Genomic DNA, 23,442 nt, shown 5'->3' on the forward strand with positions numbered 1-23,442 from the left:
ATTTACAACTTTTCCGGAACGGCTTCTGACTGGGTATGGCAAAGAATTTTGCTGAGGCATTTTAGGGTAATCAGATAGGTAGGTTTCACTCCCACCGTACCCAGGCTTCCCGAAGCCAGCGTAGCCCCGGTCACCAGCGGATTATCCGAAGCATAATAGGCATAACGGACTTTTACATTATGATTGACGCTGCTGCGGATCATGGATTGTGCCTGAATGGCTTTCTGATAATGGGCACCCTCCATCTCCAGGCCAATGGCTTTCCAGGAAGAATTGCGGAAATACGACAATACATCCCGGTTTTGCAGCGAAGTACCCAGCACCGTAATCATCGCTCCTTCATAGGTATCAATGCCATCTCCATCAAAATCGGCTTTGGTAAATTCATTCTGCAAGGGATAATTATCTGCAGTACCTTCAAAAATATGAGCAGTTGGAATCATCAGGTCGCCTTTGCCGCCGGTAAGAATGCCTGCTTTTCCCATAATAGAAATGGAAGCCACATTCATGAGAAACCCATGAATAGCATCGTCAAAAGGTTTCAGCAGCTCATCCATCGTTTCAAAAGCCTGTTCGCCAAAAGCATAATCCATCACCAGTATTACCGGCTGGCTTTTCTTTACATAATCTGCCTGGCAGGCAAGCTGGGCAGGCAATTTTTTAAGGTTGATCCTGGCTGTGTCTATCAGTTGTATCAGAATATTGGTTCCTGAAACATCTTCCAGCTGGTGCAGGCCATGCTCCGTGGCATATTGCATCACTTGTTTGCGTAAACTTCCATTTTCTGCTCTGCTCAGCGTCATTGCCAGTTCATACATATCACCCTCGGCCTGTGCATCCCTGAGCGCTGCTGGCGCATACAAACAATTCATCACACTATGCGGATTGGCAGAAATGATATGAAGCGGGCGTTCATGCAACTGTTTATCAAGTAAATACTGCTTAATGTGCCTTGCCCAGCGTTCCCCATACATATGGTGGCCTATGCGTTCCCGTAAAGTAGGCGTAAAGCTGATTTCCCGGTCCAGACGTTGTTTTTCTTCAAGCATCGAAGTTCTGCCCAGAGCATATACAATCTGGAATAAGCCACTGTTTGCACTTGCATTTTCGTTGAAACGATGGTAAGCTCTTTCGGTCTCATGAAAAGTACGTCCGAGAATGGTGCTTACATAGGTTAAGGCAAGCTCTCTTTCCTCATCTTCCACAATACCGCCAGCCTGAATAATAGCCTCCAGTTTTTCCCATTCCCTGGTCATGCCGCCTCTTTCATGAAAAGCATGTTGACGGATTTTGTCGGCTTCCATGAACATAAAGGTAAGATGGGTAAGAATATCATAAATTTCACTGCGGCCATTGGTTACTTCAATTACCATTTGTTCCTCATCCACCCGGTAACAGTTGCGGCGGCGTTTGGCAGGCACCAGTACCGGAAAACGTGAAGACTCATATCCTTCCCTGGAAGTTAAGGTAATAAACCGGCAGGATTCTATGCCTTTGGGCAAACGGTCCATCACATATACTAATCCTTCCAGTTCCACTTTCTGCGGATCATTTACCGAACCATAAATTTCAGGACGGAGCGTAAGTAAAGACCTGCGCATTTCCTCACCAGATACTTTGGAAGGTTTATAATATCCCCGGTTAAACAGGTGACGCATCGTAACATATAGGCGCTCAATAGCAGCCCTGGACTCTTGCGCTCTGGTCAATATAGGATCGTGGGTATGTTTCATACACTATGTTGTTTTTATGGAATCTGGCAATCTCCTTTTCAGATTTTATCTCTGGCTGGATCAAAATACGACGACGATGTTCTGTAAAGAAATCTACATTCAGCTATGCCTTGTTAGATAATACCTAACTGTGTTTTGAGAAAGTGATGCCTTTATTTCGCGGTGTAAGTTTACTCAATAAGTATAGACTAATAAAATTAAACAAATTAGAACATGGTAAAACCCTTATACTTTATTCCTATTAGCCTTTTGTTATTATTTCTAACAAACTAATTTTTTTGGGTAGATTAAGTAAATGGAGGCAAAGCCAGGAGAATGATTTAGCAAGTATTGAAAACCTGTACTCTCTACAGAACAGTTAGAAATTAGACGTTTGGCAAAAGGAAATGAAGGTGGCTCAGGCAGAATGAGATATACTAAATCAGCATCTTTTGCAAGGACAAGGGGAAATACTGGGATTTATAAAGGAGTATAGAATATGTATACAACTATATTAAATTGCTTCGGCTCCCGCCATGCAAGCGTTGAAAAGATGTGTAAAGTGATGAAAGTAAGTGTTACTGGCTCTACAATTGCAATGTTCGCCTCTGGGCTCTATTGTGGCTCAAACAACCTGTCGGTTGCCCAATAATCAACAAAGAAAAATTATTAGCAGATATACACAAAGTATATAATAATAGCAAAGTGCGGAACCGATGATGCTTACGGGCATGGAAGGTCCATGTATACCTTAGGATCACCAGTGAATTAAGAGAACAGGTATCCAAGTTACGGACATCGGTAGCCAGACAGATCTACGACAGATGCTGTACATCTGTCGTTGGATTTATGAAGAAAACAAACATTAAATCATGTATTATGAGTAGAGAACTGTTGGGATAAGGCGATAGCAGAAATCATCTTCAAAACCTTGAAAACTGAATTGATTTATCATGTTCATTACTATACAAAGCAACAGGCTAAACTAGCCGTATTTGACCATATAGAGGGATGGTATAACAAAAGAAAACGCCATTCTGCCTTAGGAAATAGAAACCCTAAACAATTTCAATATTATTTAGAAGAAAAAATAGCTGCCTAAAAACTTCCTATAATAAACCCTTACAATTCCAACTTGAAGGATTGAGCTCCCATTTTATGCTATCTACAACCGATCTGGCCGATAGGTTACTGGAAAAGTCAAAATAGCTTGCGCAAGCGAGTGAAAAAGAAAAACGGCACAAGGATTTACAAACCCTTAGAAAAATTATACTTGAATTTACCAATAAAAATTATTTAATCACATTTTGTATGTATAATAAAAATATTATACATACATTTACGTAATTAATCTTAGAAATGAAGGGTACAAACCTTGGCGAATTCGAAGAACTGGTATTGCTCACTGTTGCGGCATTGATGGAAGAAGCATATAGCGTAGCGGTATGTGACGAACTCTCCAATCATACGGGACGTTCAGTGAAACTTGGCGTGGTCCATGCGGTGCTCAACCGGCTCGAAGAGAAAGGATTGGTGAAAAGCCAGCTGGGTGAAGCAACGAAAACACGTGGTGGTAAACGCAAAAGATTCTATCAACTCACCATACCGGGAAAGGCAGCATTGGTCAACGCTAAATCTATGCGTGATCAACTGTGGGACCGGATACCGTCGCTTGCCTGGAAAAACGTGTAGCATGAAAGAACAACGCCAACACCATCCACCCTCCTGGGCACAGCGATTTGTAGAGTGGTATTGTAAGCCCGGGCTCGCCGAGGATCTTATCGGTGACCTCAACGAATACTTCGAGCGGAATGTAGAATCCATCGGACCAGCTCGTGCGAAGTTAATCTACATGATTGATGCCTTTAAGTTCTTCAGAAGTTATACGGTAAGAAAACCAACATTTGTCAACTTTTTTATCAACTGGATCATGATTGGAAGCTACATTAAAATATCGGCACGCAACTTAATGCGCAACAAGTTGTTTTCGTCAATCAATATCGTTGGCCTTGCCATCAGTATGTCCATCGGTTTATTGCTGATCGCGTTCGTGCTCGACCTGCATTCATACGACAGGTTCCACAAGAATGGGGAGAGGATCTACCGCATTACCAACGTACTCACTTTCAATGATGAACAAAGCAAGTATGCATCTACTTCCATAAAGGCCGGAAAGCTTATCCGGGAGAAAATGACCGGCATTGAAGAAGTGACGATTGTGCGCGACTTTTCGCAGGATGCCAAGGTTGGCGATAAGATTCTTCCAATTGAGGGGTACTGGGCGGAGCCGTCGCTGCTAAGGATATTTACATTTCCCATGCTGGAAGGAAATCCTGAAACGGTGCTGAAAGATCCTTACTCGATCGTTCTCACGGAGGCAGCAGCAAAAAAACTATTCGGGAATGAATCTGCGCTTGGCAAGGCGGTCCAATTCGATACACTCACTTACCAGGTAACTGGTGTAATGAAGGACGTTCCCTTCTTTTCTCATATCAACTTCGAAGCCTTGGTATCGCTATCGACGGCCGAGCAGCTTAACAGGAACGACAAGAACTTCGAGACATGGACAAGCATGGGGTCGAACTACGTGTACCTGCTGCTGCCTCCAGTTGCCAACATGGCTTCCATCCAGTCGCAGCTCGATGCCCTTGCAAAGGAAGAAAACCGCTTCGATGAAAGCACGAAGATCCAGCTTGAGCTTCTTCCTTTATATAAGATCGTTGTTGGAGAGAACCTCGGGGATATGCGTGGCTCTGTGCAGGTTCACATGCCTCCGGTTGTGCTTTGGATACTTGGCGGGCTTGCACTCGTGGTGATTTTGTCTGCGTGTTTCAACTATACCAATCTCTCGATCGCTCGTGCCATGCGCCGCTTTAAGGAAGTTGGCGTTCGCAAAGCGATTGGTGCCGGCAAGAGCCAGATACGGCAACAGTTTCTTGCGGAGGCGATTCTAATCTCGCTGGCGGCTCTTATTCTTTCATACTTCATTTTTCTTGTATTGCGGCCGCAGCTAATAAACCTGGCTCCAGAGATGCAGCGCACAGTAAAGCTTGAGCTTACTCCGTCTATGGTGTTGGCTTTTATTGTCTTTTCGGTCACCGTAGGTGTTATTGCCGGCTTCATGCCTGCCCTATTCTTTTCGAAAGTCAGCGCGATCAATGCGCTTAGGAATGTATCGTCGGTGAAAGTATTCAAACACACAACTCTCAGGCGTGCATTAGTACTGATTCAATATACGTTCACACTGATCTTTATCACAACAACTGCCATCGGCTATGTGCAGTATAAAAACATACTTGCCTTCGACCTGGGATTCAACACGGAAAATATTCTGAACATCCATATGCAGGGCAATAAACCGGAAGTGCTTCTAAAAGAACTAAGCGAGATACCGGAAGTAACCGAATTATCCCGGTCGTTAATTATTACCAGCGTTGGGAACGCCTGGGGCGGCTTTATGAAATACAAAGATTCGGGTGACTCAGCACTGGTCTTGACCAACCACGTCGACGAAAACTACTTGTCTGTGCATGAATACAAGCTTATTGCCGGGGGAAATTTTAAGGCACGGCCCACAACCGCCAAAGGGGTCAGAGAAGTGATTGTTAATGAGCAGGTCTTAAAACAATTTAACATAGGTAATGGCGACCCTGGGAAGGCAATCGGGGAGGAAATCACATTCAGTAGTTTCGCAATAAATGGACGCAAGATGACCATTGTTGGTGTAATGAAAGACTTCCACTATGGCAAGGTCGACAATCTCGTTGGGCCGGTAGCATTCATGTACTGGACACCGGAAAACAGGGGAATCATTAATGCCAAAATACGAAGCACTGACATGCCGGCGACCATGGCTAAGATTGAGTCGGTCTGGAAGAAGATCGATCGTGTTCATCCATTTCAGGCTAAATTCTATGACCAGGAAATAGAAGATGCATATAGCGAAATGTCATCCATGATCAAGATCATCGGCTTTCTTTCATTCCTCACTATTTCTATCGCCTCCATGGGATTGTTCGCCATGGTCGTATTCACCACTGAGACAAGACTAAAAGAGATTGGCATTCGCAAAGTGATGGGGGCCAGCACCGGCAATCTTATATTCCTATTAAGCCGTGGTTTTCTATGGCTCCTGTCGATATCAGCACTGATTGCCCTGCCGGTCACTTACTTCTTCTTCAAAAAAATTGTGCTCACCAATTTCCCCTATCATACACCTGTGCAAATCACCGAGCTATTCGCTGGCTTGCTGGCGGTATTGCTGATCTCATTTATTATGATCGGGTGGCAAACGATGAAGGCGGCGAGAAGTAATCCTGCGAAGGTCCTGAAGAGCCAATAGTTTACTGACTTGCACGTTCGCGCCATCCATTCTGAGCCATTCAGAAGCCAGGAACAGAATAGTAAAAAGAATGAATACTCATTTGCTATTTTGGGCATCGAGTACTAGGCTGTTATTATTTCGCTTGGTTGCCAAATATGGCTTGGCCATCATAATCCTTATAGGGCAGCATTTTAGTGAGCGATGTTCCCAGCAGCCTGTATAAAGCGCCAGGCTGTAGTCCTATTTTTATCATCAGATGGTTATGGCCTAGGGAAAGAATGTTGCTTTCCGTTTGCGGACCGGTAAGGGTGCAGGCTACAGTGTGCGAAACTTTTTTGTATTGATATCTTGGGTAGTTGGTTTATTAAAAGGATAAAATACTGAAGCTGTTTAGGATAAATAAAAAGATTTCCAAAGAAGTGCGAATTTTGTGTTGCAAAGCATAAAAACACACTCCAATGAAAATCTTAGATAAAGATAGCATAGACAGATATATATTAGCAAATCTTTCAGTAGGAGAAACAGGCAAAGCATGTAGCAAAGAATTGATGAGAGAAGTGGTAGCATTGATTTTATATCGGTTAAAAACAGGTTGTTAATGGCGAATGCTGCCTCTACAGCAGTTTTTTACTACAGAAAGCTTAAGCTGGCAAGGCACTTATTATCATTTTAATGAATGGGTCAAAGATGGTTCCTGGAGTAAAGTATGGATTGCTATTCTGTCTGCTCATAAAGATAAACTGGATTTGTCAAGCATGCAGTTGGACGGCAGTCATACCCCTTGTAAACAAGGTGGAGAGGCAATAGGCTACCAGGCAAGAAAAAAGACAAAAACCACTAACAGTTTGTTTTTAGCCGATAATCAAGGAAACATGCTAGCCTGTGCTACACCACAAGAAGGTCAGCATCATGATTTGTTCAATATTCAAACGCTATTTGAAGAGCTTTGTCAGATGCTTACCAAGGCAGGGATTGATTTGAAAGGTCTATTTTTAAATGCCGATGCAGGCTTTGACTCAAAGGAACTAAGAAAGATATGTAAGGAAAAACAGATTGAGGCTAACATAGCTCTTAATTCCAGAAATAGTGTATCACAAAGTGAAGAGTATGTATACTTTGATGAAGAGCTATATAAATGCAGAACAGTGATTGAACATGCCAATGCCTGGATGGATAGCTTCAAAGCACTGCTAGTCAGGTTTGAAAAGAAAACCACTACTTGGCTAGCCTTATTACTGTTAGCTTTCTCAGTCCGTTTTTTACGTAAAATCAAGCAAAAATCTAAATCCTAAACAGCTTCAATATCATATATTCAGGCAGCGGTGGGAACGAAAAAGACAAATTTGTTTGCAAATCATCTGTAACTGTATGGCCTATCATGATGTTATTGACCACATGACCAAGTGCAGGATGAGGAGCCAAGAATAATTGATAATTGATCATTCTCACAAAGCATTTATGATACTATACTTCTTTGAAACTACGAGAAGGTTATCTATGACGCACAACATGCGTATATTCTAAACTTTAATTACCGAAAATAGCAGAAAAAGTGAAAATGGTTTAATGTAGTGGAGAATCCGGAGCATGCTGCCCCCTTTTGAAGCCCCGGATTCCGGCAAGTAAGTAGCTAAAAAGCTGCAGATTATGTCATTCCGGCAGATATTGACCCCACTTTTGAGCAGCTATAGCTACTAATTCCGGACTCTACCAGCCCTTGCAGGAAAGATTCCGGACGATGCTGACCCCCTTCTGCTCGTAAAAGACTACAGGATTTGGTTCTTTGGTGATCACTTACCAAACAGAGCACCGATGGCTGGAAAACCAAAACCTATGAGTCAGATCAAACAACTACTGCTGCTGCATCAGCAAGGTAAAGGCATTAAGTTCATTGCCCGCAGTCTTTCCCTGAGCAAGAATACGGTCAAGGCGTATCTTGCCAAAACAGCCCTGCTGCCATTAAGCGTGGAGCAACTGCTGTCCCTAGCCGATCCGCTGCTGGAAGCAAAATACCATGCCGGTAATCCTGCCTACAAAGACACCCGCTTTGACCACTTCAAAGAAAAGCTCGACTACTTTGCCTCAGAACTCAAGCAGGTAGGTGTCAACAGAAGATTGCTGTGGGAAGAGTATAAAAAAGAGTATGCCCAAGGCTACGGCTACTCCCAGTTCTGTTTCCACCTCTCTCAGCAGTTATTGGCCCGTAAACCTACCATGGTCCTAACTCACAAAGCGGCTGAAAAACTATTTATCGATTTTGCCGGAAAAAAGCTTTCCTACATTGACAAAGACACCGGCGAAGTGATCTATTGTCAAGTGTTTGCGGCTTGTCTGCCTTATTCTGACTACAGCTTTGCCATGGCTGTTCCCAGTCAAAATATAGAAGACTTCCTGTATGCCCTCCGGTGCTGTTTAGAAGAGATCGGTGGTGTGCCAAAGGTGCTGGTACCGGATAACTTAAAGTCTGCCATTGTGAAAGCCAGTCCCTATGAACCGGATGTTAATCGTGCCATGGAAGATTTTGCTAATCATTATGGGGCAGTGGTGATTCCGGCCAGAGTGCGTAAACCACAGGACAAGGCCTTGGTAGAAAACGGGGTAAAGCTGATCTATAACAGGGTCTATGCTAAACTGCGCCATCAACAGTTCTTTGATCTTTCCTCCCTCAATAAAGCCATCAAGGAGAAAATCCGTGAACATAATCAAACCAGGATGCAAAAGAAGCCCTACTGCAGACAAGAAAAATTCTTAGCCGATGAAAAACACCTACTTGGGCCACTGCCAGACTATAGTTTTGAACTCAAGTATTACCGGGAGTTGAAAGTGGCCCAGAACAACCACATCTACCTGGCTCAGGATAAACATTACTACAGTGTACCCTACACTTACATTGGCTTGCAGGTAAAAGTGATCTACACCCGCTCGATGGTGCATATCTACAGCAAAGGCGAGCAAATAGCTTTGCATGTGAGAGATTACCGCATGGGCAGCTATACCACTATCAAAGAACACCTGTGTTCCCACCATCGGCACTACCTGGAACGTAGCCCGGAATACTACCTGAAAAAAGCCCAAAGTAAATCAGAAGAGTTCTACAAGCTTTTGGAAGGACTCTTCCAGCAGAAACGCTATCCTGAGCAGCTATACCGCACCTGTGATGGCTTGTTGCGCCTGGCAAGCAGAAGTGATGCAGATAGCTTCCGCAAAGCATGTTTGATTGCTATTGAACATGGCAATTACACCTACCGCTTTATGCGCAACCTACTGGAAAACAACATGGTGCATGACCAGGAGCAGATTATAGAACGGTCCTTGCCGGAACATACTAACATCCGGGGCAAAGAGTATTATACCCAATTTTTATCCACCCTCAACTAATCTACTCCTAACTAACAAAACAGATGATGCAAATCCAATCCCAACTCAGTCAGTTGCAACTCCACGGAATGAGTCGCAGCTGGCAGGCACTGCTAGAGACAAGAAAATGCCATGAACTCTCCTTGAGCGAGGGACTCGAACTACTGCTGCAGGCAGAAGAAAATGAGCGAAAGGAACGAAAGTTCCGCCGCTTGCAGCGCAATGCTTTTTTCCGCTACCAGGCTTCTATAGAAGAATTGCAGCCGGGTAGCGCACGTGGCTTAGATAAATCCCTGCTCAACGGGCTGGCCACAGGAGAGTACTTAATCAAAGGGGAGTCCATCCTGATTAGCGGTGCTACTGGAGCAGGCAAAAGTTTTTTAGCTTCTGCTTTAGGACACCAGGCCTGTGCACAGGGATATTCAGTAGCTTATTTTAATGTAGCTAAACTGCTGCTGAAAACAAAGATGGCCCGGGTAGATGGCAGCTTAATCAAGTTCTTTGAGAAGCTATCCAAAACCCGCTTACTGATTTTGGATGACTTTGGCTTAACCCCTTTAGAAGCAGGACAGCGATTAGACCTGATGGAGATGATCGAAGACCGCCATGCCCGTGCCTCTACCATTATTGCTTCTCAACTACCGGTCAGCAGCTGGTATGAAGTAATTGGGGAAGCAACTATTGCCGATGCCATCCTCGACCGGCTGCTGCATACCTCTTACCGAATAGAGTTGAAAGGTGAAAGTTTAAGAAAAAAACACTAACATTGTCAGACCATCGGGTTCTTTGAACCACTTCCTTTTTGGTGTGTCAGTATCGCCAAAGGGGGTCAACATCACCGGAATATCCAATGTATTAAAGAATGAAAGATTTGTGTCAATAAAAATATTACAGGATTTATAGGCCTATAAGTTAATGATTATGAGTATTTAGGACGATTTTCTGATCTGCTCCCCAATTAATGGAAAAAGTAATCTTTTCACATATATTTACTTGAATGGCTACTTTTCAATTCTTTTAATCTATGCAATACATTGGATCATTCCTTAATCTTTATAAACAAAACAACAGACTTCCTATTCTTCTTATCTCCCCCACTTTTGGCCATTTTTCCCCCGAAATAATCGATCTATATGGCGGCCTTACCCACCGTAAACCTCATTATTTTCTGCTCTTTATGATAGAAGGCCTCACCCGGCACGGCGTCGATCTCCAGCAATACGAAATAAAAGATAACGAACTTCTCCTCATTTTCCCAAACCAAATCCACCAATTACCATCTACAAAACAAGGCACTGACTATTTCAAACTTGGTTTTGATGAAATCTGTCTTTCCCTCTTACCAAAACAATATACCTTCCTAACTAATCCTTTCAACAAGCAAAAAATTGGCTTCACTCCATCTGCTGCTTTAAGGTTAAAATCCATCTTCGGAATACTACGCGACTTATTAAGCGAAATGGACACTAATCCAGAACTCATTCTCGCGCACCTCAATAGCCTGTTCACAGAAATCAACGCAGCTTATTTCTCTACTGACAAAAATCCCACAGACGACAAGCTATCCAAATATATCGGTTTCAAGCTCTTTGTAGAAAATAATCTTACCGATCACACAACAATTAAAGATATCGCCCAAAAACTCGCTCTCAATACGAATAGTTTATACAACCTTGTAAAACACTACTCTGGTCTTTCTCCCAAGGAATTCATCACCAACCGGCTGTTACTAGAAGCAAAACGCCGGCTCTATTATTCAGAAAGTTCTTCAATCAAGGAACTGGCCTACGACCTCGGTTTCAACGATCCGGAATACTTCTCTCGTTTGTTTAAAAAAGTAACTGGCCAAACAATAGCCACGTTCATTCAGGATTTGTCAGGGAACTAATACGTTTTGTCCGGCTCCTTCTCTCATATAATCTGGATCTTTGTTCAACTAAAAATAACTAAGATTATGAACAGAAAACTAGGAACAAATGGTCCCCTTGTATCAGCAGTAGGTTTAGGATGTATGGGCATGTCTGGTGCCTACGGACAATCAGATGAGAAAGAATCTATTGCTACTATCGAAAGAGCTCTTGAACTCGGACACAACTTTCTGGATACGGCCGATTACTATGCATTAGGCCACAACGAAGAACTAATTTCCAAAGCCATTACCGGCAAACGAGAGAAAGCCTTTCTTTCTGTTAAAACCGGTCAGTTAGTTGCTCCTGGACCTAATGGAGCTATGGGGCCGGGATCGGTAAGCGGCCACCCTGATTACCTTCGAAACGCCGTGTTTTACAGTCTTCGCCGGCTTAAAACAGATTATATTGATCTTTACACCCAGGCGCGTGTAGATCCAAATATCCCTATCGAAGAAACAATCGGGGCATTATCTGAATTAGTCCAAAAAGGTGTGATTCGTTACATAGGCCTTTCTGAAGCTTCAGCAGAATCAATTCGTAAAGCTGCCTGTGTACATCCCATTACTGCACTCCAGATTGAGTACTCACTCTGGAGTCGTGACATTGAAGCTGAAGTTCTGCCAACCATCCGCGAATTGGGTATCGGTTTGGTTGCCTATGCCCCTTTAAGCCGGGGTTTTCTAAGCGGTGAAATCAGAACGCCCGAAGATCTCAAAGACAGCCGTATACATATGCCACGTTACCAGGGTGAGAACTTCTATAAGAACCTTGAACTCGTAAGGAAGATCAAAGTATTGGCGGCTGAAAAAGGGTGTACAGCATCTCAGCTAGCGATTGCCTGGATACTTGCCCAGGGTGATGATATTATTACCATACCCGGTACCAAACGTGTCAAATACTTGGAGGATAACATTGCATCGGAAAATATACAACTCACTAAGGAAGATTTAAAGAGCATCGCATCGATCATGCCAGCGGCAATTGTTTCAGGAGCCCGCTACCCCGAAAGGTTTTTAAGCGCCTTAAATCGATAAATAATTATTAATCGGGCAGACCCAAAGTAAAATAGTGCTTTTAGGTCTGCCCAACAGGTTTTAGCATGCTACTAAAACCATTATAAAAAGCAAGCATCCGATGAGGTATATTTATTTCACCGATGTATATAATAGTTATAAGTTTGTTCCTAAGAGTGAGGATATAATTTACTCAGTAAACTTTATTCTTGATACATTGGGTCATTTTATTACAATTATGGTTGTTTTGTAGTAGGGTAGGAATTCTGATGAGTCGAAGCGTATTGGTAATAAAACTCCATAGCCAATTAATGGCTAGTTGTATATAATTCTGAGAACCCGCCAAGGGGATAATGTGACTGAATAACCAAACCAACCGGGTGACAAAATCTTAAAATATCTTCTAGTAAATCCACAACATCTCAATACTTTGGAAAAAAGCCATATTTCTTTTATTAAAGTATATAAAAGAAATATGGCTTTTTTATAAGCCAATCAAAAGTGTGGGGTAATTCCTTGTCTCGTGAATGGCTATCTGGGCAATTTGAGGATGCCACTAGAAAAAGCTTGTCAAAATGTTTAAAACGTTGCTCTCTAATGGCAAAAATGTTACCATAGCCTGTTGCCCGTTTTATTTCATCTATCATTATTGGTCTGCTTCCGGCAATAACTTCGTAAGGCAATCCATTTAATCTCTGGCCAGTATTCCTAAAATCCAGATGAGGATAGTCTTTTCTATTTGTATGAAAAACCTACCAGCCATCTCCAAATCCCTAGGAGCGCCTGTGGTAATGATTAATATAAGCTATTATGTTACAAGAGGAATCTTTGATCCCTCTCACTAGATAACTGCTAACCAAGAGCTATAAATTTTAACTATTTATCTGCAAAAAGTATAATATAATTTATAACTCAATTAATCTATACTAATTCTATAGATTAATTGAGTTAATCAAAGTTTTTACTACATTTGTTTTTTAAAGATTTGACAGGAGTCTCTAAGTAATAGATGTCAGTACTCTTCTTTGATTTAATGACATACATTATCTAAGCTTATTTAAGAAGATATATCTATAAAGCCGGAATGATTTTAGAATGGAATTTTGCTTAGTAATAAAATCATATAAATTAGAAAATAAATACTAAATTATACATTTAAGTTAATTAAATATAAATCACATCGGCTCTGGCAGGAATGAATAAAAATACCAATACACTTTCAGACGATCAGCTCATTTTGCTACTTCAACAGGATGAGGAAGCAGCGTTTGACGAGATTTATAACAGATATTGGTCAAGAATTTTTACAGCCGCTTACAAAAGGGTACAATATAGAGAAATAGCAGAAGAACTCGCGCAAGATTTATTTACAAGTCTGTGGGCGAACCGGAGAAAAAATACGGTTCATACTTCACTTGCGGCTTATCTTTCTACTTCTATAAAGTATATTGTTTTAAATTATCAGCAAAAAGAACTAGTCCGTAAAAACTATTATAGTGAATTAAAAGTAACAGCCGTAAACCATAGCAATGCTACAGATGAAACTGTGTTGTTACATGATTTACAGATGCAAATCGATAAAGAAGTAAATAATTTGCCTGCCAAATGTAAGTCAGTATTTGAATTAAGCCGTTTTGAAGAAAAATCTATGAAAGAAATTTCTGCAAAGCTTAACATTTCTGAAAAGACGGTTGAAAATCACATCAGCAGAGCTTTAAAAGCATTAAAAGTAAGTTTGAGAGGTTTTGTACCTTCTCTTATACTTATTCCCTTCTTTTTTTTGTAAGGCATACCTTTTCTACAAATTAGATTCATCCAAAAAATTATTGAAAATATTTTATGCCTGACTAGTGGATAGAATCGCCGTGGCTGACTATTGTATTTGAAAGCCTACTCTCAGTCATACGATAGGAATGAAAAAAGAAATTACACCCGAACTGATCAGAAAATATTTAGCGGGAGAATGTTCCTATCAAGAGAAACAACTCATTGATGACTGGTATGCCTCTTTTGAGAATGAGGATGATTATCTGCATTCGTTAGACGATGCGCAAAAAGACAAGTTGAAAAACAGAATTTTATGGAGCATAAAGCAGAACAGGCAAGCCCAAGGAAAAAAAGCAACCCAACCGGCATATTTATCCCCAAATAAGAATACGACACCAAAGAAACCGTTCTTCGCACGCTATGCTAAAATTGCCGCTGTATTGATTGTAGCACTGGGAATCGCATTCCTGATGTTCAATATCCCTCAGCAAAAAACTCCGGTCGCAGAGATCGTGCCCATGAAGAAGATGGTGAACAGCAGCAATCTTATAAAAAAATATACACTTACTGATGGGTCTACAGTCTGGTTGCATGGCCATAGCAGTATAAGTTTTGTACCCGGTTTTAAAGGAAATAAAAGAGCGGTTTTTCTAGCTGGAGAAGCTTTTTTTGAAATCGAAAAAGATAGCTTAAAGCCATTTGAAGTACATAGCGGCAATCTGATAACCCGGGTATTAGGAACCAGCTTTACTGTAAAAGCCCATGAACAGGATAGTTCCATAGAAGTATCTGTACTAACTGGCAAAGTTTCTTTATATGCTATTGATTCCCAGGAAAACAAGCAGCAATTTTTAGAGAAAAACCTGGCTGATGAAGTGCCCCAACTTATTCTGATCCCAAATCAGAAAGGAACCTATTCCAAAGTAAATAAACACTTGATCAAGGAAAAACTGCCGGAAGCCAGCAAGCAGACTGTCTGGGCTGAAACTTCTCTTTCATTTGATAATACCCCTGTTCATGAAGTAATAAATGTTTTAACCCAGAAGTTTGATATACATATTTCTATAGCCAATCCGGATATTGCCAATTGCACGATTAAAGGAGATTTTACCCAGCAGAATTTGCCGGTAATTATTGATATGATTTGTAAATCTATTGATGCAGAGTATCGGATGAGTAATAACCAGATACTTATAGAAGGAGAAGGATGCCAGAGTAACTAACCAACCTAACCATAAACCATGCATGATCACATAACCTCCTCACACCCTTAGCAGCAAAAAACAAGGGTGTCGTCACCACACTCGTTTGCAAATTGCCCCAGTTTAATGCACATCTCCAGAGAGATGCAGGGCTTCTTTTTGTCTCATTTTTACCCGAAAAATAAAAAACAAACGATCAAAGTATGAATCATCTACAAATTACCTATGCAGATATTGGCAAAATGATGAGGGTTACTATAGCTCAAATAACTGCCCTTTTGCTCTTTACAACATTATCCTATGCAGGGGATAGCCAGGCACAAGCTGTGTTGGACAGGGACATTACCTTGCATGTGAAGAAACTCAGTCTGGCTAAGGTATTAACCCAGATAGAAAAGCAGGCAGACGTAAAATTTGTGTATAGCCAGGAATTTATCCGGGTTCATGAGAAAATTACCCTGGATGCTTCCAACAAAAAGCTTTCTGCAGTGCTGGACGAACTACTGGAACCGCTTCAGATCACCTATGAAGTAGTAAGCCAGCAAATTGTATTGCGGAAAAAAAAGGAGAAAAAAGAAGCCATTCAATCAATTCCGATTCCCTCTGTTACGTTGAACGAAGCTGCTTTTAGTGTAAGCGGTAAGGTAAGTACAGAAACAGGAGAAGGAATTCCGGGGGTAAATGTGCTGTTAAAATCCTCTGCGACTGGTACCACTTCAGATGTTGATGGCAATTATTCGCTCTCTGTTCCCGATGGAAATGGCACACTGGTATTCTCCTATATTGGATATACAACCAAAGAAATACCGATCAGCAATCAGAATTCCATTAACGTTACCTTATTGCAAGATGTAACTTCCCTAAGTGAAGTAGTAGTAGTAGGATATGGTACGCAGCGTTCGGAGGATGTAACGGGATCTGTAGCCACTATTGATCAAAAAGTGATCAGCAACCTGCCGGTTTCAACGATCGATCAAAAAATAATGGGGCAAGTGGCAGGGGTACAGATACAGCAATTATCCGGCGCGCCAGGATCAGGTACCTCCGTAAAAATCAGGGGAAGCGGCTCATTGGGTGCTGGCAACGAACCTTTATATGTAGTAGATGGCATGCCGTATTCTGCCGGGTTAAATCAGAATTTAAATCCTCTGGTGTTTATCAATCCCAACGACATTGAATCGGTTACTATATTGAAAGATGCTTCCTCTACAGCGATTTATGGCTCCCGTGGGGCCAATGGGGTAATTATGATCACCACCAAAAAGGGCAATTATGACCGCACCGAAGTAAATGTTTCCTCCATGATGGGTGTACAGCAAGTGCCACATAAGGGAAGGCCAAATATGCTCAATCAACGGGAATTTGCAGAATTACAACGCGATAAAATTGGTATTGTCGTTCGTCAACGCGAAAACCGCGATGCTACTACTGAAGATTACCCGGTAGAATACCAGAACCTGGATGCCTTAACAGGAGAGGGTACAGACTGGTACGATTTACTATTGCAACCAGCTGTGATACAAGACCATAATGTGAGTATTCTGAAAGGAACAAAAGAATCAAGGCTGAATTTTAGCCTGGGATATTTTAAGCAGGAAGGTACCATAAAATATACTGGCCTGGAGCGGTTTAGCAGTAAACTGGGAATGGATTTAAACATTGGCAGGGCGATTAAGGTAGGCGCATCTTTGCAGCCAACCTATATTCAGCAAACCAGGACCAATACCAACTCCGACCGGGCAGATATTCTGGGTGTGAGTAACTGGGCTAATCCGGTGATGTCGCCCTATGATGAGAATGGAAAGTTAACTCCTTATATTGTTTCTCCTCAGAGTAAATATCATTCCGCCTGGAGTTTTGCCAATCCTTTATTCGTGTTGAGAGAAACCACCCAATCACAAAAGGATTTTCAGAATCTGGGATTTGCTTTTATAGAATGGAATATTATTCCTGATTTAAAATTCAGATCTTCTTTAAATACCATCTGGTCTACCTCAAAATATACACAGTTTGTCCCCAGCACCGTAGGGGCTCCAAACCGGCCTCCAGCCGCTGGAACCGGAAGATCGGCTAATTCCCGCGGAGAGAGTTTTGACTGGCTCATTGAAAATACGCTTACCTATGAAAAAACACTTGGCAGCCACCGGGTGAATGCACTGGTAGGATATACCACGCAAAAAAGTACCGCCAATATCATTAACCTGAATGCAGATCCGTATTCCAATGATTTATTGCAGACTATTAATGCCGCACAAGCCATTAAAAGCTGGGGGCAGAATGTAAATCAGTGGAGCATGGTTTCCTATCTGGGCAGAGTCAATTATGCGTTTAAAGACCGCTATTTGTTCACAGCTACCTTCCGTTCTGATGGCTCATCCCGCTTTGGTGCCCAAAACCGCTATGCCTTATTCCCTTCTGTGGCAGCTGCCTGGCGGGTGTCTGAGGAAGCCTTTTTGCAAAACAGCACCCTTATAAATGACCTGAAACTACGGGTGAGTTATGGAAAAAGTGGCAACAATAATATTGGTAATTATGCACACTTAGCTGCTATCAATGCTGGCTCATATGTTTTTGGAAATACGCAGGTTACAGCTTCCAGCGTTGGTTTAGCAAATCCTTTTTTAACCTGGGAACAATCCAACCAGATAGATGCCGGAGTGGATGTGGGTGTATTCAATAACCGCCTCACGTTAGCAGTGGATTATTATTACCGGAAAAGCATGAATATGCTGCTCAATAATGTAATTCCAGCCATCACCGGATTTAATTCCCAGACAGTCAATAAGGGAAATGTACGCAATACCGGGGTTGAAATAGCATTAGGCGCTACACCTGTTTCAGGCAATTTTACCTGGGATCTGAACATGAATGTGGCGTTTAACCGGAACAAAATTTTGTCTTTAAATGACAATAACGACCGTATTCTGGCCGGAAACAACGACAATAATCCTACGCATATTTCGGTAGTAGGCAAGCCAATTGGTCAGTTTTTCGGCTACATATTCGAAGGTTTGTATACAGCAGAAGACATGGCCAATCCGGAGATCATTAAAACACCACAGGTATATGAAGGAAACGTGAGATATAGAGATATTAACGGAGACGGAATTATTAATGATTTGCTGGATTACACCATTATTGGCAGTCCGCATCCGGATTTTATTTTCGGCATTACCAACAGCTTTTCTTATAAGCGATTTAACCTGAATGTTATTTTGAACGGCCAGTATGGAGGCCAGGTTATGAATGGCTTGCGGCAAACGGTAGATAATCTGCAAGGTTTCTTTAATGTAAGCCAGGAATGGACCAACCGCTGGCGTAGCCCTGACCAGCCTGGAGATGGCAGGCATTATGGAGTACCTAAACTTACGCCTAGCCTGGGCCACAGGGTTTCCAACTTATGGGTTGAAGATGCTACTTTCCTCAGAATTGCCAATATAACGCTGGGGTATTCACTTCCAGATACGTGGATGGAACGTACGCGTTTTATCAAAAATTGCCGCCTTTACCTGACCGTTCAAAACTTAGCCTTATTTACCAGATATGGAGGGGCTAATCCGGAAGCGCAAAGTGCGAGTGTAAGCAATACCCTGGCTCCTGGTTTTGATATATCCTCCTATCCTTTGGCCAGAACATCTTCCATCGGATTGAATCTGACATTCTAGCTTTTATTCATCATTGGTTTAGTTAACTTATTACCACATGAAAAAAATATTATTTTTACTCTCACTCTGGATTTTATCTTCTTGCTCCAACGACTTTCTGGAAGTGTATCCGGAAGCAGCACTCAACGAAGGTACTTTCTATCAATCGGAAGCCGAATACATTTTACTGGCCAACGGATGTTATGTGCCTATGCGCGATTATGAAAAAGTGGAACATTGGGTGATGGCTGAACTCCCTTCCGACAATGCCAGTTTTCAATATAACACAGCCACTGGCGAAGCCTCTAAAGGCGTAATCGATCAGTTTGTGCTGGCAGCCGACAATGTGGCCTATGCCAATTTCTGGAATCTGTCTTATAATGGAATCACCCGCTGCAATAAACTGCTCAGTGAAGTTGACAGGCCTGGTGTTACCTGGTCGAAAGAATCCTATAAAGAACGTTGCAGTGGAGAAGCCTTATTCTTGAGGGCTTTATATTATTTCAATCTGGTGCGTCAATTTGGAGGCGTACCCCTCGTATTAGAACCTATTACGGCACAGGAAGCAGTCGGCATTAAAAGATCCACGGAAGAGCAGGTATATGAAACCATTATTAACGATTTAACACAAGCTGCCGCCCATTTTGCGAATGCTAATGATGTGGCAGAAAATGGACGGGCCAATGAAGGAGCCGCTTTGGCCTTGTTAGGGAAAGTATACCTTACTACAAAAAAATATACAGAAGCCGAACAAGCGCTTAAATCTGTAGTTGCCTCAGGTAAATATATACTTTTGCCTAATTATGCCGATCTTTTTAATCCTGCCAGCAAGGACTTTAAAGAAACAATTTTTGCCATTCAATATTCAGAAAACAGTGTAGAACTTGCCAACCGGTTTATATTCTGGTTTGCTCCCTGGACTTCCGCAGGCGCTGTTACCAACCGTCCCAATATTAGTCTGGTAGGTGGCGGATGGAACCAGCCTACAGATGATCTGATCAACGCCTTTGAGCCCGGCGATAAACGGAAAGATGTATCCATTAAATACTGGACAGGGAAAGACTGGGATGCTGTAGTTAGGGCTATTCCCTATTGCGGAAAATACCAGGCTCCTCTTGCTGCTGCCGATGACCGTACCAGTGATAATCTGCCTGTCCTTCGCTATTCGGATGTGTTATTGCTGCTGGCTGAAGCACTCAATGCACAGGGACGTACCGGAGAGGCGATTGGGTATGTACAGCAAGTGCGGGAGAGAGCAGGTTTAACAGAACCTTTGACCAATTATGACCAGGCAGGCTTAGAAATTCTTATTGCCAAGGAGCGCCAGGTAGAATTTTGCTTTGAAAACCAGCGCTGGTATGATCTGAAAAGAACCGGAAAAGCCCTGGAAATAATGACCGCCCATGGCATCCGGGAGAAAGCCAAAAAATCATTCTTATATGGGGCATCTTATACTATCACCCCGCAAAAACTGTTGGCACCTATTCCTCAGGAACAGATTTTACTTAATCAGCTGGAGCAGAATCCGGGATACTAATCGGTAAGTTATTATTCAACTTTAATGATGATGAAAGAAATGATAAAGAGAAATATACTATTGGCGATTCTGTTCATACTTGCGCCAGTTTTACTCTATGCTGGCAAGCAACAAACGCCTAAAAAGCCGAATGTGGTATTTATTATTGTAGACCAGTGGCGGGCACAGGCAACAGGCTACTCTGGTGATAAAAATGCCATTACACCCAATCTCGACCGCTTAGCAGCAAGAAGTATTAATGTAAAAAATGCGATCTCAGGAATGCCTGTTTGTACGCCTTACAGAGCTTCTCTGATGACTGGCCAGTATCCGTTAACACATAGGGTATTTATGAATGATGTTATGCTGGACACCACTAAAACTACGATTGCCAAAGTCTATAAAAATAGCGGATATACGACTGGTTTTATTGGCAAATGGCATATTGATGGTCATGGAAGAAGCAGTTATATTCCCGAAACCCGGCATCAGGGATTTGAGTATTGGAAAGCACTGGAATGCACGCATAATTACAATCAATCAGCTTATTATGAAGGGAACTCAGATAAAAAATTATTCTGGGATGGCTACGATGTAATTGCTCAAAGTAACGATGCCAGTACATACATTAGTGAACAGGCCAAAAAAGATAAACCGTTTACCCTATTTCTTTCCCTCGGTCCTCCCCATGATCCCTATCAGTCGGCCCCCGAGAAATACCGCAGCCTGTATGCAAACAAGGATATGCAGATTAATCCAAATGTTCCGGCAGAAATCCGTGAAAAGGTAAAACAAGATCTGATAGGCTATTATTCACACATGACGGCTATTGATGACTATATTGGAAAAATATGGCAAACCATTCAGGAAGCCGGCATTGAAAATAATACCATTATTGTGTTTACTGCCGATCATGGTGATTTATTAGGGGCCCACGGTTCCTGGAACAAACAGCAGCCCTATGAAGAAAGTATCCGGGTTCCTTTCCTGGTTCATTATCCGGCCTTATTCGGGACAAATGGAAAAACTTCACCTATCCTGTTAAATTCACCCGATATTATGCCCACCTTATTGGGATTAAGCGGTTTGCCTATTCCCAAATCTGTGGAAGGCGTAGATTTTTCAGGTGTATTAAAAGGAACTAAAAAAGACAATATCACCCATACACTCATCTCCTGTGTACAGCCATTCGGGCAATGGAACAGGAAAAGAGGCGGAAAAGAATACCGGGGCATAATAACTACACAATATACGTATGCAAAAGACTTGAATGGGGCATGGCTATTATTCGATAATGGTAAAGATCCATTTCAGTTAACGAACCTGGCTGGAAATCCAGATTATGCGGACACCCAGAATAAACTGGAAAAACTACTGCAAGCTACTTTAAAACAACGCAAAGATGAATTCAAACCAGGAATGGAGTATGTGAAGCAATGGAACTATGTGGTAGACGAAACGGAAACCGTTCCATACAATACAGTTAATTTTGAAGGAAAAAAGATCATTGAATAAGTGATTTATATATTCCTTTAGTTTATTCTAATTTTAGCCAGATACCATTCATGAAAAAGCAAAAAATAACAGCAATCATCCTGGCATGTATTTTACTGATTCCAGCAGTCTTTTTTTCTTTTAAGCCAGCTCCTCCTGAAAAGCCTAATATTATTTTTCTCCTGACAGATGATCACCGCTGGAATGCATTAGGGGCCATGGGCAATAAAATTATTCAAACGCCCAACCTGGATAAGCTGGCCAAAAGCGGACTTATGTTTCGCAATGCCTATGTTACTACGGCTATTTGTAGTGTAAGCCGGGCAAGTATCCTGAGCGGGCAATATGAATCCAGGCATAAGATCAATGATTTTGTTACCAGTTTTAGTCCGGAAGCCCTTTCGAATACCTATCCGATGCTGCTGAAAAAAGCAGGCTACCAGATTGGGTTTATTGGTAAATACGGCGTAGGCGAACCCAAAGAACAACCCAAAGACCAGTTTGATTTCTGGGCTGGTTCCGACAAAGGGCAACCAGATTACGAAATGACGGATAAAAACGGACAGTTCATTCATCATACCGATAAGGTAAGTGGAGACATACGTGAGTTCTTACAAGAGTTTGGCAATAAAAACAAAGAGCCTTTTTGCCTGTCAGTGAGCTTTAAAGCACCCCACGAACAAGATGGTGATCCGCCCAGGTTTATCGTGCAGGAACGGTTTAAGAAGATGTATGCAAATGCTACCATTCCTGTACCCGAAACAGCAGATCCTAAATATTGGAATAGTTTTCCGGATTTTTTCCGTACCGATGATAACATTGCCAGAAAAAGATGGACTCCGCTTTTCTCTTCGCCTGAACTGCATCAGGAAACCGTAAAAAATTACTACCGGCTTATTACAGGCGTAGATGAAGTAGTGGGAAAAATCCGGGAACAGTTGAAAGAGCAGCAGATAGATGACAATACCATTATCATATTTATGGGGGATAACGGCTTTTATCTGGGCGAACATGGCATGGAAGGCAAATGGTTTGGCCATGAAGAATCCATACGGGTACCTCTGCTTATTTATGATCCCAGAAGCGGAAATCCTACTAAAGGCAAAACTCCGGATCAGATCGCCCTTAATATTGACATTGCCCCTACTATTTTAAATATGGCTGGCATTTCTGTGCCTAAACAAATGCAGGGTATCAATTTAATGGAACTAGTGGCAGGCAAGAAAAAGCAATCAGACCGGAAGGATTTTTTTTATGAACACACCTTTATGGGAAGCCCCAGGCTGCCAAAAATAGAAGGAGTAGTAAGCAAGGAATTAAAATACATGAAGTTTATAGAACATAATTATGAGGAACTCTATGATTTGAAAAAAGATCCTCAGGAGAAACAGAATTTGGCCACTAATCCGGCATATACAAACCAGCTCCAGAAAATGAGAAATCGTTATCAGGAATTTAGAGAAGGCGTAAAATAATTGTAAGGATTTATATATTAAGGCATGT

The 23,442-nt window shown here is 42.0% G+C and carries 16 protein-coding genes; 15 read left to right on the forward strand and 1 reads right to left on the reverse strand.

All coding sequences use genetic code 11. From position 1 onward, the window contains the following. Positions 1 to 2: 2 nt before the first annotated feature. Positions 3 to 1,733 carry a DUF6909 family protein gene (locus GXP67_RS13825; RefSeq protein ID WP_162443654.1) on the reverse strand — a complete coding sequence of 577 codons (1,731 nt, stop codon included), beginning with the start codon at positions 1,731 to 1,733 and terminating at the stop codon, positions 3 to 5. 910 nt (positions 1,734 to 2,643) lie between these two features. On the opposite strand from GXP67_RS13825, the gene GXP67_RS13830 reads away from it, so the two are divergent. The 15 genes from GXP67_RS13830 to GXP67_RS13895 all read left to right on the forward strand — a co-directional run bounded on the left by GXP67_RS13830 (position 2,644) and on the right by GXP67_RS13895 (position 23,414). After that, positions 2,644 to 2,814 carry an IS3 family transposase gene (locus tag GXP67_RS13830; protein ID WP_162443655.1) on the forward strand — a complete coding sequence of 57 codons (171 nt, stop codon included), beginning with the start codon at positions 2,644 to 2,646 and terminating at the stop codon, positions 2,812 to 2,814. 257 nt (positions 2,815 to 3,071) lie between these two features. Beyond that, positions 3,072 to 3,404, forward strand: coding sequence for a PadR family transcriptional regulator (locus tag GXP67_RS13835; RefSeq protein WP_162443656.1), 333 nt, complete (start codon positions 3,072 to 3,074; stop codon positions 3,402 to 3,404). A gap of 1 nt (position 3,405) precedes the next feature. Then, positions 3,406 to 6,054, forward strand: coding sequence for an ABC transporter permease (locus GXP67_RS13840; protein WP_232065220.1), 2,649 nt, complete (start codon positions 3,406 to 3,408; stop codon positions 6,052 to 6,054). Positions 6,055 to 6,494: 440 nt separating this feature from the next. After that, complete coding sequence (locus tag GXP67_RS37415; RefSeq protein WP_232065097.1) at positions 6,495 to 6,635, forward strand: hypothetical protein; 141 nt, start codon at positions 6,495 to 6,497, stop codon at positions 6,633 to 6,635. 6 nt (positions 6,636 to 6,641) lie between these two features. After that, positions 6,642 to 7,328: a transposase gene (locus tag GXP67_RS13845; protein WP_232065098.1), complete on the forward strand. Its 687-nt coding sequence runs from the start codon at positions 6,642 to 6,644 to the stop codon at positions 7,326 to 7,328. A gap of 520 nt (positions 7,329 to 7,848) precedes the next feature. After that, entirely contained in the window at positions 7,849 to 9,414 is a 1,566-nt protein-coding gene (gene istA / locus GXP67_RS13850) for an IS21 family transposase (RefSeq protein ID WP_162442237.1), read from the forward strand. A 23-nt stretch (positions 9,415 to 9,437) separates the two neighbouring features. Next, complete coding sequence (istB, locus tag GXP67_RS13855) at positions 9,438 to 10,157, forward strand: IS21-like element helper ATPase IstB (protein ID WP_162442236.1); 720 nt, start codon at positions 9,438 to 9,440, stop codon at positions 10,155 to 10,157. Between the two features lie 260 nt (positions 10,158 to 10,417). Continuing rightward, positions 10,418 to 11,281: a helix-turn-helix domain-containing protein gene (locus GXP67_RS13860; protein WP_162443657.1), complete on the forward strand. Its 864-nt coding sequence runs from the start codon at positions 10,418 to 10,420 to the stop codon at positions 11,279 to 11,281. Between the two features lie 66 nt (positions 11,282 to 11,347). Next, the gene (locus GXP67_RS13865) at positions 11,348 to 12,337 is read left to right on the forward strand and encodes an aldo/keto reductase (protein WP_232065221.1); all 990 of its coding nucleotides are present in this window, start codon (positions 11,348 to 11,350) and stop codon (positions 12,335 to 12,337) included. 1,174 nt (positions 12,338 to 13,511) lie between these two features. After that, positions 13,512 to 14,102 carry an RNA polymerase sigma factor gene (locus tag GXP67_RS13870; protein WP_162443658.1) on the forward strand — a complete coding sequence of 197 codons (591 nt, stop codon included), beginning with the start codon at positions 13,512 to 13,514 and terminating at the stop codon, positions 14,100 to 14,102. Between the two features lie 127 nt (positions 14,103 to 14,229). Next, entirely contained in the window at positions 14,230 to 15,306 is a 1,077-nt protein-coding gene (locus GXP67_RS13875) for a FecR family protein (protein WP_162443659.1), read from the forward strand. Between the two features lie 182 nt (positions 15,307 to 15,488). Next, a complete protein-coding gene (locus tag GXP67_RS13880; RefSeq protein WP_162443660.1) occupies positions 15,489 to 18,950 on the forward strand; it encodes a TonB-dependent receptor in 3,462 nt (1,153 codons plus the stop codon). A gap of 37 nt (positions 18,951 to 18,987) precedes the next feature. Beyond that, on the forward strand, positions 18,988 to 20,466 hold the full coding sequence (locus GXP67_RS13885; RefSeq protein ID WP_162443661.1) for a RagB/SusD family nutrient uptake outer membrane protein: 1,479 nt from the start codon (positions 18,988 to 18,990) through the stop codon (positions 20,464 to 20,466). 24 nt (positions 20,467 to 20,490) lie between these two features. Then, the gene (locus GXP67_RS13890; RefSeq protein WP_232065223.1) at positions 20,491 to 21,960 is read left to right on the forward strand and encodes a sulfatase family protein; all 1,470 of its coding nucleotides are present in this window, start codon (positions 20,491 to 20,493) and stop codon (positions 21,958 to 21,960) included. Between the two features lie 50 nt (positions 21,961 to 22,010). Then, positions 22,011 to 23,414 (forward strand): sulfatase family protein, encoded by a 1,404-nt coding sequence (locus GXP67_RS13895; RefSeq protein WP_162443662.1) that lies wholly within the window; start codon positions 22,011 to 22,013, stop codon positions 23,412 to 23,414. Positions 23,415 to 23,442: the final 28 nt, after the last annotated feature.

The sequence above is a fragment of the Rhodocytophaga rosea genome (assembly GCF_010119975.1).
Lineage (GTDB): Bacteria > Bacteroidota > Bacteroidia > Cytophagales > 172606-1 > Rhodocytophaga > Rhodocytophaga rosea.

Excerpts from the sequence above, each read along its gene's own strand:
- GXP67_RS13825 (WP_162443654.1), bottom strand. The coding sequence starts at position 1,733 with ATGAAACATACCCACGATCCTATATTGACCAGAGCGCAAGAGTCCAGG.
- GXP67_RS13835 (WP_162443656.1), top strand. The coding sequence starts at position 3,072 with ATGAAGGGTACAAACCTTGGCGAATTCGAAGAACTGGTATTGCTCACT.
- GXP67_RS13840 (WP_232065220.1), top strand. The coding sequence starts at position 3,406 with ATGAAAGAACAACGCCAACACCATCCACCCTCCTGGGCACAGCGATTT.
- GXP67_RS37415 (WP_232065097.1), top strand. The coding sequence starts at position 6,495 with ATGAAAATCTTAGATAAAGATAGCATAGACAGATATATATTAGCAAAT.
- GXP67_RS13845 (WP_232065098.1), top strand. The coding sequence starts at position 6,642 with ATGCTGCCTCTACAGCAGTTTTTTACTACAGAAAGCTTAAGCTGGCAA.
- istA (WP_162442237.1), top strand. The coding sequence starts at position 7,849 with ATGGCTGGAAAACCAAAACCTATGAGTCAGATCAAACAACTACTGCTG.
- istB (WP_162442236.1), top strand. The coding sequence starts at position 9,438 with ATGATGCAAATCCAATCCCAACTCAGTCAGTTGCAACTCCACGGAATG.
- GXP67_RS13860 (WP_162443657.1), top strand. The coding sequence starts at position 10,418 with ATGCAATACATTGGATCATTCCTTAATCTTTATAAACAAAACAACAGA.
- GXP67_RS13865 (WP_232065221.1), top strand. The coding sequence starts at position 11,348 with ATGAACAGAAAACTAGGAACAAATGGTCCCCTTGTATCAGCAGTAGGT.
- GXP67_RS13870 (WP_162443658.1), top strand. The coding sequence starts at position 13,512 with ATGAATAAAAATACCAATACACTTTCAGACGATCAGCTCATTTTGCTA.
- GXP67_RS13875 (WP_162443659.1), top strand. The coding sequence starts at position 14,230 with ATGAAAAAAGAAATTACACCCGAACTGATCAGAAAATATTTAGCGGGA.
- GXP67_RS13880 (WP_162443660.1), top strand. The coding sequence starts at position 15,489 with ATGAATCATCTACAAATTACCTATGCAGATATTGGCAAAATGATGAGG.
- GXP67_RS13885 (WP_162443661.1), top strand. The coding sequence starts at position 18,988 with ATGAAAAAAATATTATTTTTACTCTCACTCTGGATTTTATCTTCTTGC.
- GXP67_RS13890 (WP_232065223.1), top strand. The coding sequence starts at position 20,491 with ATGATGATGAAAGAAATGATAAAGAGAAATATACTATTGGCGATTCTG.
- GXP67_RS13895 (WP_162443662.1), top strand. The coding sequence starts at position 22,011 with ATGAAAAAGCAAAAAATAACAGCAATCATCCTGGCATGTATTTTACTG.